Below are 15,506 nucleotides of genomic sequence, written 5' to 3'. Positions count from 1 at the left end.
AAAATCAGTGACCGGGAGCCCGCTCTTGAATTATTGGAAGAAGTCGGGCTTTTGGATCGTAAAAACGATCCCCCCGATAAATTATCCGGCGGTGAACAGCAGCGCATCGCCATTATCCGCGCCCTGGTGCATGACCCGTTGGTGATTTTAGCGGATGAACCGACCGGAAACGTCGATAAAGATACCGGGCAGAATATCCTCAATATTATGGATCGCTTAATCCGCAAGCGTAATAAAAATTTAATAATGGTTACCCACAGTAAAGAGGTTGCCAAATTTGCCGACCGTTTACTGCTTTTGGAGGAAGGAAAGCTCAAAAAGCACGATAAGGAAATCGCATGGTAAGCCCGATACTCTCACGCTCAATCTGGAAGTATTTTTTTAAACACCCTTGGGTGATTTTGCTTTCTATTATCGGCGTTTCAATCGGCGTTGCGGTTGTAATCGCAATTGATATCGCTAACACCAGCGCCCAAAAAGCCTTTCAAATCTCGGTTGAAAACGTAACGGGACCCGCCACTCACCAAATCATCGGCGGACCTTTGGGCATAGATGAAAATTACTACACCGAATTTATAACCGATTTCCCCGATGTTGAAGCCTCGCCGGTGGTTAGCGGATACGTAAAACTAAACGGCGAAACAATCCACTTAATGGGGATGGATATCTTTTCCAGCTCTTATATGACCGACGGAATGAGCGATACCTTTGATTTATCGGCATTGGCACTGCTTATTGAACCGAAAACGGTCCTTATCTCCCATGTTATGGCCGAAAGAATGGCTATCGCTGTCGGTGATAAGATTACGATTTCAATTGCGGGGGTAGGCACCGAAGTAAAAGTTATCGGTAACATCGGAGACGAAGACAGCGCCAATTTAGACGGGCTTTTGGTTGCCGATATTTCGACCGGGCAGGAACTTTTAAGAAAAATCGGCGTAATCGATAATATAAGCCTTGTTATTGCGGAAAACGATACGGATACCTTTACGGCCATCGAAAACCGGCTGCCGCAAGGGTTAACATTAAACTCAACCGCCGCAAGCAATGCTTCCACTTTAAATATTACCAACGCCTTTAGGACAAACTTATCGGCAATGAGCATGCTGGCGCTTTTGGTCGGCATGTTTTTAATCTATAACACGATGACTTTCTCGGTATTGCAGCGCAGGGGGCTTCTGGGCTCTCTACGCGTACTCGGTGTAACCCGCCGCGAGATATTTTCCGAAGTGTTAATTGAAGCCTTTATTATAGCGATAATCGGTACGGGGATGGGGGTTGTTCTGGGGGTTATCCTTGGGCAAGGGCTTGTAAAACTGGTAGCCGGAACTATTAACAGCCTTTACTTTACGCTAACGGTGACAACCTTTGAAATCGCCCCGGGTGTATTTATTAAGGGGATATTGTTAGGTGTTTTAACTTCCCTGGTTGCATCGTTTGTACCGGCATTTGAAGCCGCCTCTTCCCGTCCGCAAATTGTTCGCTTCCGTTCGGGAATTGAAAGCATTGCCCAAAACATTTTACCCAAACTAAGCTTGATAGGGCTCGGAATGATGGTAATTTCAGTCTTTATTTTGTTCTTTTCTGACAGTAACCTAACCGCCGGATTCGCCTCGCTTTTTATATTGGTAATCGGCTTTACGCTGTGCGTACCGATGGTTGCCGAAGTTTTTTCGAAATACCTCGGCATTTTTATGGATAAGGTCGGCAGCAAAACAAGCGTTTTATACAAAATGGCGGTTACCGGCATTGCCGGCTCGATTAGCCGCACCGGCACCGCAATTGCCGCCATGGTAATGGCTATTTCGGTTGTTATCGGTATGGGGATTATGATAGAAAGCTTCCGCACAACGGTACAGTTATGGATGGAGCAAACCGTTCAGGGCGATGTATACGTTAACACAATGGAAAGTGTTTCAAGTACGGCCAAAGACCCTTTGCCGATTGATTTGGTGGAACAAATTATTGCCTTAGACGGAATTGAAGCAACCAAGGGTTCAAAAACTGTTTTCTTGCCGTCTGACCACGGCATATTATCAACAAGTGTTATCACCCCTATCGAACAATGCCGTACGGAATATCAATTAAAATCCGGAAGCCTTTCTTCTGCATGGGAAGATTTGAAATCCGGTAACGGTATTTATGTTTCCGAACCCTTAGCCTACAAACACAATTTGGCGGTCGGTGATGCAATTACGTTTACAACCGAACAAGAGAATCTTCAATATGTTATCAGCGGTATTTATTACGACTACGGTTCGGATGTCGGCAAGGTTATTATGGCTCAAAGCGTCTATATTAAATATTGGGATGACGATACAATCGCCTCAATCGGGCTCTATCTTAAAAACCATAACGATAAAGACGCCGTGATGAATGCCGTTAAAGCCATTGTTGCGGATACTCCAGGGGTTACGGTAACCGACAGTTTATCTATAAGAGGTAATGCGCTCAAAGTCTTTGACCGCACTTTTCTGATTACCAAAGTATTGGAGTTTTTGGCAATTATTGTCGCTTTTATCGGAATATTAAGCGCGCTGATGGCCTACCAGCTTGAAAAAATAAAGGAGCTGGGCATTTTAAGGGCAGCAGGCGTAACCCCGCGGCAAATATGGGGAATGACCGGCTTACAAACGGGGCTGATGGGCGCCATTTCGGGAATACTGGCCATTCCTTTGGGAATCATTATGTCGGTAATTCTAATCCAAATAATTAACATCCGCTCGTTCGGATGGAGTATTAATATGACAGTCAGCGCCGAAACAATCATCGAAGCGCTGGCGATTGCGATTGTTGCATCCCTGCTTGCCAGCGTTTATCCTTCTTGGAGAATGACTAAAATTTCACCTGCCGAAGCATTGAGGGAGGAATAAAATGAAACGTGAATTAATTCTAAGATTTTTTGCCCTCTTAGCTGTAACGATACTGGCATTAACATCCTTCGGATTTGGCGGATGCAACGGTAAAAATGCTGGTTCCGAAGATAAAAAAATCAATATCATCGAGGCGCTTAGCGACAGCTCAACGGAAGGTTACAGCATCGCAAACAGGGTTATTGATTTCTCTTTTCCCAAAGACCACGCACCGCACGAGAATTTCCGCAATGAATGGTGGTATTTTACCGGTAATATCTACGATGAAGCGGGTAACAGGTTCGGCTATCAACTAACTTTTTTCCGCATCTCGCTAACCCCCTTTGCAATCGAGAGACCATCCGAATGGGGAACCAATCAAATCTATATGGCACATTTTACAATATCCGATATCAAAAACAAGCAGTTTTACGCCTTTGAAAAATTCAACCGCGATGCCTTAGGGCTGGCCGGCTTTAGCGAAGAACCGTTTAGAATGAACGTCGAAAACTGGTATATGCTTGGCACCGCCGAAGAGTTCTTCCCGTGCCGTTTATATGCCTCCGAAAACGGTATCACACTTTCTCTGGATGTAACGCCTTTAAAAGATGTTGTTTTTGAAGGCGATAACGGGTTAAGTTACAAGAGTATCGATAAAACCAGCGCCTCCTATTACTATTCGATTACACGCTTGGCAAGCAGCGGTTACATTGAAATCGACGGGATAAAATACAACGTCAGCGGTAACAGCTGGCTGGACCGGGAATGGAGTACAAGCACCCTAAGCGATGAACAGGGCGGCTGGGATTGGTTTTCGTTACAACTAAACGATGATACCGAAATCGTTTATTTCCAACTGAGATACAAAGACGGCAGTGTTTACCCCTATAACGAGGGTTTAATTGTAAATAAAGACGGCACTACCGTTAAACTTGAAACAAATGATATTGCCTTAACCGTACTTGATACTTGGAAAAGCCCAACCGGTGTTGTCTATCCCTTAAAGTGGCAGGCAGAAGTAAAACCGCTCGGCAAAACACTAATCGTTGAAGCAGCATTTAACGGGCAGGAACTGGACCTTAGCACACGCTACTGGGAAGGGGCAATCAATATCTACGACTCGCAAAACAGTGGAGAGATAATCGGCACCGGCTATCTGGAAATGACCGGTTACGAATAAGAGATTAAAAAACACCCCCGCGTAGACCCTTGGGGGTGTTTTTAGTTTGGTTTAATTTTTATAAATCGCCAAAAACCTTCGGGGCTTGTTCCTTCATGATTTCTTCAATTTTTTGCGCAACTTCACGGATTTCCGGCAGTGCTGCCGGACTGGTGCGCAACTTGAGGATATGACGGATTTCTCTGAAGTTCCATGTGCAAATAATTTCCGTAAGGCACGCATTCGGCAACACATAGCGCGCGATTTCGGGTTTCATCCCGGCATCCAGCAATTTTTTGTAGCTGTCCCATGCCGAATTCATTGCCTCGTAATATAATTTTGCCGTTTCCGAATTTTGATCTTTAAACTCAGGCGGAATAACGTAATCCGCCTGCATCTCGCGCACATAACGCTGACTGCGCTGGGAATAACTGGCAATACGATGGCGAACCAATTCATGCGTAAGGGCACGCGAGGCCTTAATATAAAATGTAGCGGAAGCATGCTCAATTAAACTCTCATGCCCCTGTTTGATGCGCGCCGCTATCCAGTTTTCGCTTGTCCCCAACCTATCCCCACTGGCATAACACAGCCTGCCGGCTGTTTCAACCAGGTTTTCACTATCAGGGGTAATCGCCAATAGTTTTACTTCAAGCCCACTATACATTTTCGTAATCTCCCCGTAAATTGTGATGAGTTATTATAACATTGATGCGACCCAAATTGCGCCTTTTTGAGAACAATCTACAGTTTAGGAGGATTTTTAGCTACAAAAAATGGGGTTTTAATATTGTAATTTGCAAATTAGACAATTTCAACCATTTGATTTTTTAACCTAATCGTTCCATAATTTGAAATACGATTAGCGGTTTCCGATAATTCGGCAAAAGACCCGTTAATCCAAATATAATTAAACCCTTTTAGAGATTGATAAAACAACTGTTTAATAAATATATCCCCAAACAATTCCCGCGTGAAATATGGCTGGTTACTGTAATCGGCATGTTAAACTGGACGGGCTTCTCGATGTGCTTGCCGTTCTTTTCGCTTTATCTCTACCAAGAGCGCGGCATTCCGATGACAATAATCGGTCTGATTGTCCTTTTTATCGGGGTTGTTTCCGCATTGTCACAGGTTTACGGGGGAATGTTAACCGACCGTTTCGGCAGAAAGCCTCTCCTGGTTTGGTCGATGCTCTTTTCGTGTATAACCTTTGTAATGCTGGCCTTTTTTATTAAAATAGCCGCCCCTACCTGGATACTGATTGCCGTTTTTATTGCCAGTTACGTGCTGATGACTTTAATCCGCCCGACATTATCCACAACCGTAGCCGATTTAACCCCGCGCGAAAAGCTAACCAAAGCCTACGGGGTTTTAAAGGTGGGAATTAACGTCGGCTGGGCATTCGGCCCCGCAATCGGCGGCTATTTCTTAACCGTTGCGTCTTACGAATGGCTGTTTATGCTCGCAACGCTAACGGCACTGATACCGCTCTTGATTACCGTCTTACTTTTAAAAGAAAGTTTAACAGATAGCGACAGAAAAGCTGTTATTGCAATTAAAAATATCGGGGAAGTAGTCAAAAACCGCAGTTTTATGATTTATGTTGTAATTACTTTCCTGTTATTAATCGGATTCGGACAAATGTTAAGCACCCTTTCGGTTTATTCCGTAGACTTTGTCGGTTTTACAACGGCACAATACGGCTCACTCTTAACGCTTAACGGAATTATTGTTGTCCTTTTGCAATATCCGATGGCTGCTGCTACAAGTAATAGGTCAAGGTACAAGGTTCTTGTTGCCGGCAGTTTGTTGGTATTTGTGGGGCTTGTAATCTTTTCTTGGGTCGGCAGTTATACGCTCGCCATTTTAGCCATGGTTATGTTAAGTTTCGGGGAGATTACTTTCTCGCCGGTAGCGCTTTCGGTAGTAAGCGATATCGCCCCAAAGAACCGGCGCGGTTTGTATATGGGCACTTTTTCGCTAAGCGAAACCTTAGGACACTCTACCGGACCCCTGGTTGGCGGAATACTATTGGATCTCTTCCCAAGCGAACCGATTTTTATTTGGGCGGGGCTGGGGGCATTTGCACTGGTTGCCGCTATCAGCTTTTTATGGTGGGGCAAAAAGTTTTACAAAACCCCGGATTAAAGATGCCAATATATTTATTCCCCCACCGGCCGATAAACCGCTGTTAGGGCCGGTAAGGGAAAACTGTTTCATGTAACAAAATTAAAAATCGATAACAAAACGACCGTTTTTATGCAATAGGTCGCCGTCAACACGGATTTCTCCGCCGTTTCGTAGGTCGCAAATCATATCCCAATGGATTGCCGATTCGTTTTTGCTGCCGCTTTCGGGATAACCCGCCCCCAATGCCATATGAAAACTGCCGTTAATTTTTTCATCAAAAAGGATTTCACGGGTGAAGCGGTTAATTTTGGGGCTGGTGCCGATTGCAAATTCACCTAATATCCGCGACCCGGCATCGGTATCCAACATTTTAAGCAAATAATCTTCGTTTTTTTCGGCGCTGGCTTTAACCACCTTGCCGTTTTCAAACCACAACCGAATGCCGCTGACTTCTTTGCCGCCTTCGATTGCCGGATAAGAAAAATAAACATGTCCGTTAACGCTGTCTTCAACCGGGCTGGTAAACACCTCGCCGTCGGGCATATTGTAACGGCCGTCGCAATTAATAAACGGGCGACCTTCAATACTCAAAGTCAATTCGGTTTCCTGCCCTTTAATGTAAACACACTTTCTGCCCTTAAACCAATCAACTATGTTTTGCTGGCGTTTTGAAAAGCGCTGCCAATAGCCGACCGGGTCTTCGATATCAGGGAGACAAGCGCCGTAAACAAAGTCCTCGTATTCCGTAAGGCTCATTTCGGCATCCTGAGCGTAGGCAGCGGTGGGGAAAATCGTGTAAACCCAACGAAATTGCCCGTCAGCGGAGCGTTGCATTTGGGTTTTGACAAGCTCGGTTCGAGCCTGATGCCTTGTAACCATCCGCTGCGGGTCAACACTTGTTAAAGCCTTAGTGTTGGAATCAGCGCCGATAGAAATCGAGACGTCATATTTATCGGTAATGATTTTTTCCGGTTCGTGAATAAACCGTAACTGCTCATCGGAGGCATACTTATAAAATATTTCGGTTAGCCCTTCCGGTTCAAAAAAGACAATCGGATGCCCGCCGGCTTTTAAAACTTCGGCATATACCGCTTTTACCAAAGGCGCCGCTAAATAATCGCCGCGTATTCTGACCTTATCTCCGTTTTGGACACTAACGGAATAATTGACCAACAGTTCAGCCAATTTTTCAATTCTGATATCTCTCATAACCCCTCCTGCCAAATTGTTTGAAATAATTTATCTATTTTATACCAGCTTGTATTTGAATGCCACTTGCAATTCAATAAACTAAAGAATAAAATATCATCCGTTCCGCTCGTTTTAGTCGTAAATAAGCGTATTTTACATTTGCAAAAAATGCTCTATAATTAAGTTATAGGGTGCTGAAAATTAAAAATAATTTAAAAGTCGAGAGTACGATTTAGGTACTTATAAGGTAAAAGGAGTATGAAACAAATAGGTGAAGAAAAACTTAAAAAGAATCGGCAGTAACAATTCTTTTATTCCCCTTTCGGATAGCTGCAACGGTGAAGGTGACGACGAACCCCCTAGCGGAGGAGAAGACTCGGAACCCCCGCAACCCCCCTCTGTAGCCAACAGGCTCAAACTTTTCGGGACAATTCCCGATAAAGACTGGAACGATTGGAAATGGCAATTTCGCAATCGTATCACTTCGGTTGAACAACTCTCAAAGTATGTTTCCCTATCGGCGACAAGGTATGCCGAGATAAGTGCGGTAACCGGAGTTTACCCACTTTCAATTACTCCTTATTATCTTTCGATTATGGATTTAAACGATCCGCATGACCCGGTTGCGATGCAGGCAATTCCTTCCATTGAAGAGATAACCTTTAAAACAACCGGCGTTGAAGACCCCCTTGGAGAAGAAAAAGATTCGGTCGTTCCCGGATTGGTGCACAGGTACCCTGACAGGGTGCTGATGGTGCTGACCGATATATGCCCGATGCTCTGCCGTCATTGCACCCGCAAGCGCGAATGGAAAAACGGCGATTGGATTCGCACCCCCAACGACATCGAGAGGATGTTAAATTATATTCGCCTTAATAAAAACATCAGGGATGTTATTTTATCGGGCGGAGATTGCCTGACCCTTTCAACTAAACACTTGGCCGATGTTATTCGAGAGCTGAGGCAAATTAATCATGTTGAAATAATTCGCATCGGTACCCGCTTCCCCGTTGTTTTACCGCAGCGTATCGACAGTGAGTTTTGCGATATGCTCTCGGAGTACGGCCCGATTTGGTTAAACACCCACTTTAATACCGTAAACGAAATAACGCCGGATTCGGCGGCAGCCATCGACCGCGTAATCCGTGCCGGCGTACCGGTTAATAACCAGAGCGTACTGATGCGCGGTATTAACGATACCGTTGAAAAGCAAACCAGATTATGCCAAGGGTTATTAAAAATTAAAGTACGCCCTTATTATCTTTTCCAATGCGATGAAGTGCAAGGCACCGATCACCTGCGCACAACGATAGACACCGGAATTAAGATTATCGAAGGCATGCGCGGCTTTACTTCAGGGCTTGCAATCCCCAACTTTACGGTCGATTTACCCCAAGGCAGCGGTAAGATAACATTACAGCCGAATTACATCGTTGCCCGCAACGAAAAGGAAATCCTGTTTAGTAATTATTTGGGGCGCATGATTAATTGCAATAACACATTAACCGAACAAACAGCGGCGCCGGAAACCCAGCCGGCAGACCCTTTCTATAATTTTTCAGAGGTAATGGATGCGGATAGGATTATCGTTTGATTTAAAACCGGACAAACTTCCGGATAATAATTGTGCCGACGACTCTATGGAAGAATACGACTCCATAGAGACCGTTAATCTTATCCGATCGTCCATTGAAGCTAACGGGCATCAAACCGTGCTTCTCGGCGGAGGGAAAACTTTTATTGATAATATAGGCAAGGAAAAGGTAGATTTTGTATTTAATTTTAGCGAGGGGCAAGGTAACCATCGTGGCCGTGAATCACAGATTCCCGCCGTTTTGGAGATGCTTGATATTCCCTATTCCGGCTCGGACCCTTTGTGCCTGGGTATTTGTTTGGATAAGGAACTGGCAAAGAAAATAGTCGCCATGGAAGGAGTAGTTACCCCCAAATGGCGAACTGTTGCGGATATTAAGGAATTAAATCAGGTTGATTGGTCGGAGTTTAAATTCCCATTGATTGTAAAACCGGTGCATGAAGGTTCCAGTAAAGGGATTCGGTTATCATCGGTTGTTACCGATATCGGAGAGTTAAAAACCGAATCAAAACGCCAGTTTGCAGGTTACAACCAAGCGCTTTTAATCGAAGAATTTATTGGCGGAGACGAGATTACCGTCGGCATCACCGGAAACGAAGAGCCGCAGGTAATCGCGATGCTGCGCGTTATTCCCAAGCAAAAAACGGAACGCTTTGTTTATTCACTTGAGGTTAAAAGGGATTATTTAAATACGGTAGATTACGAAAGCCCGCCTAACTTGGAACCGCAAGTTATAAAGAAATTGGAAGAAGCCGCCGTTAAAATATTTAAAATACTCGGCTGCCGTGATTTTGCGCGCATTGATTTTAGACTTGATGAGAATGGAACCCCCTATTTTTTGGAAATAAATCCGCTGCCGGGGCTTGGAAACCACAGTGATTTGGTAATTATGACCGCAAAGTTGGGTATTTCACACCCCAAACTAATTAATAAGATCCTTTCAGCCGCCTTTAAAAGGTACCCACAATGCCTACCTCAATAGCTGTTATCTATAATCGGCCGCAAACAAATCCGCTTCTAAACAGAAACGAACAGGCTGCCGAGGAAGGGGTTTTAACAGAGGTTGATGCGGCAAGCAAGGCATTGCAATCACTAGGCTATAAGGTGGAGATAATCCCGCTGGAACTGCCGTTAAACCGGGCTTTTGAACAACTTGCACAAATAAAAGCCGACCTTATTTTTAATCTGTTTGAGGGATTCGGCGGTTATCCGGAAACCGAATATTTAATAGCACAAGAACTGGAATCCCTTAAATTCTGCTATACCGGAGCGCCTTCAAAGGCCTTAAAACTGGCATTGAATAAAGCTTCTGCCAAAAAGTTATTGCACAAAGAGGGCATCCGCACACCCGCTTTCCAACTACTGGATAAAGAAAACCTGAAAGAATTTAACCTTAACTTTCCCTGTATCATTAAACCGAATTACGAGGATGCCAGCCATAGCATCAACTCCAACAGCGTTGTTGAAAACCAAATATTACTGGAACAAAGGGTTATTGAAATCAGTACCCTTTATAACACAAAGGCGCTGGTGGAAGAGTATATCGACGGGCGTGAATTCAATATTACAATTATGGGAAACAAGCTCCCGATACCGCTCTCGATTTCCGAAATTTGCTTTACGCTACCGGAAGGAACCCCCAAAATATTAAGCTACAAAGCAAAGTGGGACACTGAAAGCATCTACTATAAGGGAACACAACCGCAATGCCCGGCCGATTTGGATACGGACACAAAGGAATTAATTATTGAAACTGCCGTGCGGACCTATTCCGTAACCGGCTGCCGCGGTTATGCCAGAGTCGATATGAGGATGGACAAAAACGGAAACATTTACGTTTTAGAGATAAACCCCAACCCCGATATTTCACCCGATGCCGGCGCCAGCCTGCAAGCAAAGGCTTCCGGAATGGACTACGCGGCATTTATTAATAAAATCGTTCAATTGGCAACGGAGAAAGGGATTGACTATTAAAATTCGTCTGCTTGAAAAAAAGGATGAACCGGAACTATTCGCAATATTACGCAATACACCCGAGTTTACGGCCGGAGAGGTTGTTATTGCCGAAGAGGTTATCGACGATTCGCTTGATAATCCGCAAACATCGGGTTATTATTCGCTTACCGCCGAAAATGAAGACGGTCAAATTATCGGGTTTGTCAGCTACGGGCCGATACCGCTTACGGCATACGCATGGGATATCTATTGGCTGGATGTCAAACACGAATTTCAAGGCTGCGGCACAGGGGCATCTCTATTAAAGGCTGCCGAAGAAAACATTTTGCAAGAAGGCGGCAAGATGGCTTTTATTGAAACATCGGGCAAGCCCGAATACGATAAGACGCGCAGGTTCTATACCGCCCGCGGCTACAGCGAAATCTGTAATATCCCCGATTTTTACGCCCCGGGAGACAGTAAAATTATCTACAGGAAATTTTTGGGGTGAGTTCCTTTTGAGGCATAGAACACCCTCGAAAGTTGCAGCAAACCGAGCGGAATACTGATTGTTTTTAACGATTACGGCAGGTCTTTAATAGTAATAGGTTTGTTTACGCCGATTCTTGATAATAAGACCGGAAAGCGCCCCGAAAACAAAGCCTCCCAAGTGAGCTTCCCAAGCCACCCTGGGGAAGAAAGACATCAACACACCGCCGCCGATGACGGCAATCCAAAGCGGAACGGGAATCGGAATAAACATAATATAAACCTTCGTCCGCGGCATCAGCACCGCCAAAACCCCGCCGAGGGCAAATATGGCGCCGGAAGCACCGATTGCCAAACCGGGAATATCCGGGCTGATAAGCGTACTGATTAGTACGTAAAAAACGCTTCCTAACAGGCCGCCGCCGAGGTAAATTATCAAAAATTGGCGCAACCCCGTTAGTTTTAAAACATAATTACCAAAAAAGAAAAGGGTCAACATATTAAAAAGCATGTGCGTTAAACCAACATGGGTAAACATGCTTGTAAAAATACCCCAAGGCTGTTGTACGGTAAGCTCAAAGGGAACCCACAAAGCGAGATCGTAAACCAGGGAATTTGATATGTTTGCGGCAACAAAAATAAATAAATTAATACCGATAATTATAAAAATGGGATTTAACATAGTTTCTCATAATAGCAGTAAAGCAATTGTCGTGGCAAATCAATTAAAACTAAATTTACTTGCTATGGCTATTATTGATTTTTATTTAAGGACATAAACCGCTCGGAAACGTTTGAGCCTTTTTGAGTATCGGATAACAAACATTCGGAGATTTTTATTGCAAAGTAAACAGGCTTGTTGCTACAATGAAACTTAATCTGAAAGGAATTTTAAATATGGATAACATTTACAATCCGGTTGAAATCGAAAATAAATGGCAAAAAAGATGGGCCGACGATAAACTCTACAAAGTTAGCGAACACAGCAACAGACCGAAATGGTATGCGCTGACCATGTTCCCTTACACATCGGGTGATTTACATATCGGGCACTGGTACGCTATGGCACCGTCGGATGTGCATGCCCGCTTCAGAAGGATGCAAGGGTTTAATGTGCTCCATCCGATTGGATTTGACGCCTTCGGTTTACCGGCGGAAAATGCCGCCATTAAGCACGGCATTCATCCCTACCAGTGGACAATGAAAAATGTCGATAATATGCGCAAACAGCTTAAAACAATCGGCGCTATTTACGACTGGGACAGGGAAATAATAACGTGCCAACCGGAATATTATAAATGGACACAATGGTTCTTTTTAAAACTTTACGAACACGGATTGGCTTACCGTAAAAAAGCCCCCGTCAACTGGTGCCCCAAATGCCAAACAGTGCTTGCCAACGAGCAGGTTTTATCCGACGGCACTTGCGAAAGATGCGACGAACCGGTTATTCACAAAGACCTTGAACAATGGTTTTTTAAGATTACCAAATATGCCGACGAACTGATGCAGCACGAAGGGTTGGATTGGCCCGAACGCATCAAGACTATGCAGCATAACTGGGTCGGTAAAAGCATCGGCACCGAAGTTTCTTTTGAATTGGATATCCCTGGTGTTCCCGAAAAGGAAATCCGCGTTTTTACTACCCGCGCCGATACCGTTTACGGGGTAACATTTATGGTTTTGGCTCCCGAAAATCCGCTGGTAGCTAAAATCACCGCCCCCGACAGGAAAGAAACTGTGGAGGCCTACGTTACTAAAGCCAGAACATTAACCGAAATCGAAAGGCTTTCGACCGAAAAAGAAAAAGATGGCGTCTTTACCGGAGCCTATGTCACAAACAGGTTAAACGGCGATAAAGTACCGGTTTGGATTGCTGATTATGCCCTTGCCGGATACGGAACGGGCGCGGTTATGGGGGTTCCGGCACACGACGAAAGGGATTTTGCCTTTGCGAAAAAGTACGACTTACCGGTAAAGGTTGTTATTTCACCGCCCGACTGGAACGGAGAAGCATTTGAAGAAGCCTACGTTGATGACGGGATAATGGTCAACTCCGGCGAGTTTAACGGAACGCCGAACAGAGAAGGGATTGATAAAGTAGCCGAATTCTTGGAAGAAAAGGGCTGGGGAAAAAGAACTGTCAGTTACAGGCTGCGCGATTGGCTGATTTCACGCCAAAGATACTGGGGGGCACCGATACCGATGGTTTACTGCCAAAACTGCGGGATTGTTCCCGTTCCGGAACAAGATTTACCGGTTCTGCTTCCCGAAGATGCCGAGTTCAGACCTACCGGCGAATCCCCTTTAAAATATTGCGACCACTTTGTTAATACAACCTGCCCCAAATGCGGAGGACCGGCAAAACGCGAAATTGATACGATGGATACATTTATGTGTTCGTCATGGTATTTCTTAAGATATGCCAATGCGCATATCGATACCGCCGCCTTTGATCAGGAAGCCGTTAAATATTGGCTGCCGGTTGACTTGTATACCGGCGGCGCCGAGCATGCGGTAATGCACCTTTTCTACGCCCGGTTCTTTACCAAAGCCTTGCGTGATATGGGGTTAATCGATTTCGGAGAGCCGTTTATTAAGCTCTTTAACCAGGGAATTGTTATTTCCAACAAGCAAAAAATGAGTAAATCGCGCGGTAACGTTGTTAACCCCGATTCGTATGTTTCCAAAATGGGGGCTGATACAGTTCGCTGTTATTTGATGTTTGTCGCGCCTTGGGAACAAGGCGGTGATTGGAACGACCAAGGGATTGCCGGTATTTACCGCTGGTTAAACCGTATATGGAAGCTGGCAACCGAACAGTATAATTCACACACCGTTAGCGAGGAAGAATACCGTAACCTGCAGCGTATTACGCACCAAACAATTAAAAAAGTAACCCATGACATCGATAGAATTCGCTTTAACACGATGATATCGGCGTTAATGGAATATACCAACTACTTAGGTAAAATCAAGGATGCCGGCAGTATCTGCGAAAAGGACTGGGAGGAAAACGTTAAAATTTTACTGCTCCTTTTAGCCCCTTCCGCACCTCATATCGCCGAAGAACTTTGGCAGCAAACCGGACATATGTACAGTATTCATAACTGGAAGTGGCCGGAATGGGACGAAAAATTGGCCGCAGATGAAGAAATACCGATTGTTATTCAAATCAACGGCAAAACACGCGAAAAAGTGATGGTCTCCGCTTCCGTTACGGAAGAAGAAGTTAAAGAGACAGTTCTTGACAACTCTAAAGTTAAAGCATATCTTGAAGGTAGAGAGATAGTTAAAATGATTTATGTTCCCAAGAAATTGTTAAACTTGGTTTTAAAATAAGGAAACTGTTATGAAAATAGCTTTGATAGGCTGCGGCAATATGGGACAGGCAATCCTTTCGGCAATAGTTTCAAAAAGGATAACCTTACCCGAAAAAATCTATGTCAGCGAAATAAACAAAGAATACCGTGAATCGGTTAGTAAAAAATTCGGGGTTTATACGACCGACAATAACCTTGATGTTATCGAAAAAGGGGAGGTTGTAATCCTTGCCGTTAAACCGCAAAACTTAGCCGAGACGGCGTCTCAAATCAGCGGCAAGTTATGCGACGGACAACTGGTTATTTCGATTATTGCCGGAAAATGCCTAAAAACCCTTCAAAACAGCCTTAAACACAAAGCCGTAGTGCGCGCAATGCCCAATACCCCCGCCCAATTGGGTTATGGGATGACAGTGTGGACCGCCTTGGAAGATGTTACCGATAAACAATCGGCGCTGGCAAAAAACATTCTCAGCGCTTTGGGGAAAGAACTTTACGTTGCCGACGAAGACAGCATTGATATAGCAACAGCTATAAGCGGCAGCGGACCGGCTTATGTTTTTCTTTTTATGGAATCGCTGATAGATGCCGCCGAACGGATAGGGTTTTCACGTGAACAAGCCCATCAAATTGTAATGCAATTAATGATCGGTTCCGTAAAATACGCCGATAATTCCGATAAGCCGCTGGACAAACTGCGGGAAGCGGTAACCTCTCCCGGCGGAACCACGGCAGCAGCGTTAACCGTATTTGCCAACGGTAATTTCAAAGGGCTGGTCGAAGAAGCGGTTGTTGCCGCTTATAAAAGAGCCAAAGAATTGGGAGGATAA

Annotated in this window: 13 protein-coding genes; 10 read left to right on the top strand and 3 right to left on the bottom strand. The window is 44.6% G+C overall.

The window, feature by feature from the left end; genetic code table 11:
• The 3 genes from WC958_04940 to WC958_04930 all read left to right on the top strand — a co-directional run.
• A partial coding sequence (locus WC958_04940; protein MFA5629575.1) for an ATP-binding cassette domain-containing protein occupies nt 1–345 on the top strand: 345 nt, incomplete at its 5' end.
• Nucleotides 339–2,873, top strand: a complete 2,535-nt coding sequence (locus tag WC958_04935) for an FtsX-like permease family protein (protein MFA5629574.1) — start codon at nt 339–341, stop codon at nt 2,871–2,873. The genes WC958_04940 and WC958_04935, both read left to right, overlap by 7 nt.
• 1 nt (nt 2,874) lies before the next feature.
• Nucleotides 2,875–4,032, top strand: coding sequence for a lipocalin-like domain-containing protein (locus tag WC958_04930; GenBank protein MFA5629573.1), 1,158 nt, complete (start codon nt 2,875–2,877; stop codon nt 4,030–4,032).
• Between the two features lie 58 nt (nt 4,033–4,090).
• Here WC958_04930 and thyX read toward each other — a convergent pair whose 3' ends face one another.
• Nucleotides 4,091–4,678, bottom strand: coding sequence for an FAD-dependent thymidylate synthase (gene thyX / locus WC958_04925; GenBank protein MFA5629572.1), 588 nt, complete (start codon nt 4,676–4,678; stop codon nt 4,091–4,093).
• A 260-nt stretch (nt 4,679–4,938) separates the two neighbouring features.
• On the opposite strand from thyX, the gene WC958_04920 reads away from it, so the two are divergent.
• The gene (locus WC958_04920; GenBank protein MFA5629571.1) at nt 4,939–6,162 is read left to right on the top strand and encodes an MFS transporter; all 1,224 of its coding nucleotides are present in this window, start codon (nt 4,939–4,941) and stop codon (nt 6,160–6,162) included.
• Between the two features lie 81 nt (nt 6,163–6,243).
• On the opposite strand, the gene WC958_04915 is transcribed toward WC958_04920, so the two are convergent.
• Nucleotides 6,244–7,353, bottom strand: coding sequence for an aminopeptidase (locus tag WC958_04915; protein MFA5629570.1), 1,110 nt, complete (start codon nt 7,351–7,353; stop codon nt 6,244–6,246).
• 253 nt (nt 7,354–7,606) lie between these two features.
• Here WC958_04915 and WC958_04910 point away from each other — a divergent pair, with 253 nt between their 5' ends.
• The 4 genes from WC958_04910 to WC958_04895 are packed head-to-tail and all read left to right on the top strand — an operon-like array spanning nt 7,607 to nt 11,375.
• On the top strand, nt 7,607–8,929 hold the full coding sequence (locus WC958_04910) for a KamA family radical SAM protein (protein MFA5629569.1): 1,323 nt from the start codon (nt 7,607–7,609) through the stop codon (nt 8,927–8,929).
• Complete coding sequence (locus WC958_04905) at nt 8,907–9,911, top strand: ATP-grasp domain-containing protein (GenBank protein MFA5629568.1); 1,005 nt, start codon at nt 8,907–8,909, stop codon at nt 9,909–9,911. Before WC958_04910 ends, WC958_04905 begins: the two co-directional genes overlap by 23 nt.
• Entirely contained in the window at nt 9,896–10,903 is a 1,008-nt protein-coding gene (locus WC958_04900) for an ATP-grasp domain-containing protein (GenBank protein MFA5629567.1), read from the top strand. The genes WC958_04905 and WC958_04900 overlap by 16 nt, the downstream gene beginning before the upstream one ends.
• On the top strand, nt 10,893–11,375 hold the full coding sequence (locus WC958_04895) for a GNAT family N-acetyltransferase (protein ID MFA5629566.1): 483 nt from the start codon (nt 10,893–10,895) through the stop codon (nt 11,373–11,375). The genes WC958_04900 and WC958_04895 overlap by 11 nt, the downstream gene beginning before the upstream one ends.
• An 84-nt stretch (nt 11,376–11,459) precedes the next feature.
• On the opposite strand, the gene WC958_04890 is transcribed toward WC958_04895, so the two are convergent.
• A complete protein-coding gene (locus WC958_04890) occupies nt 11,460–12,035 on the bottom strand; it encodes a rhomboid family intramembrane serine protease (GenBank protein ID MFA5629565.1) in 576 nt (191 codons plus the stop codon).
• A 215-nt stretch (nt 12,036–12,250) separates the two neighbouring features.
• On the opposite strand from WC958_04890, the gene leuS reads away from it, so the two are divergent.
• Both leuS and proC read left to right on the top strand, forming a co-directional pair.
• Nucleotides 12,251–14,695 carry a leucine--tRNA ligase gene (gene leuS / locus WC958_04885; protein MFA5629564.1) on the top strand — a complete coding sequence of 815 codons (2,445 nt, stop codon included), beginning with the start codon at nt 12,251–12,253 and terminating at the stop codon, nt 14,693–14,695.
• Between the two features lie 10 nt (nt 14,696–14,705).
• The gene (proC, locus tag WC958_04880) at nt 14,706–15,506 is read left to right on the top strand and encodes a pyrroline-5-carboxylate reductase (protein ID MFA5629563.1); all 801 of its coding nucleotides are present in this window, start codon (nt 14,706–14,708) and stop codon (nt 15,504–15,506) included.

Source organism: Dehalococcoidales bacterium (assembly GCA_041656115.1).
Taxonomy (GTDB): Bacteria; Chloroflexota; Dehalococcoidia; order Dehalococcoidales; family UBA5627; genus UBA5627.
This window is presented reverse-complemented; position numbering and strand designations above follow the sequence as displayed.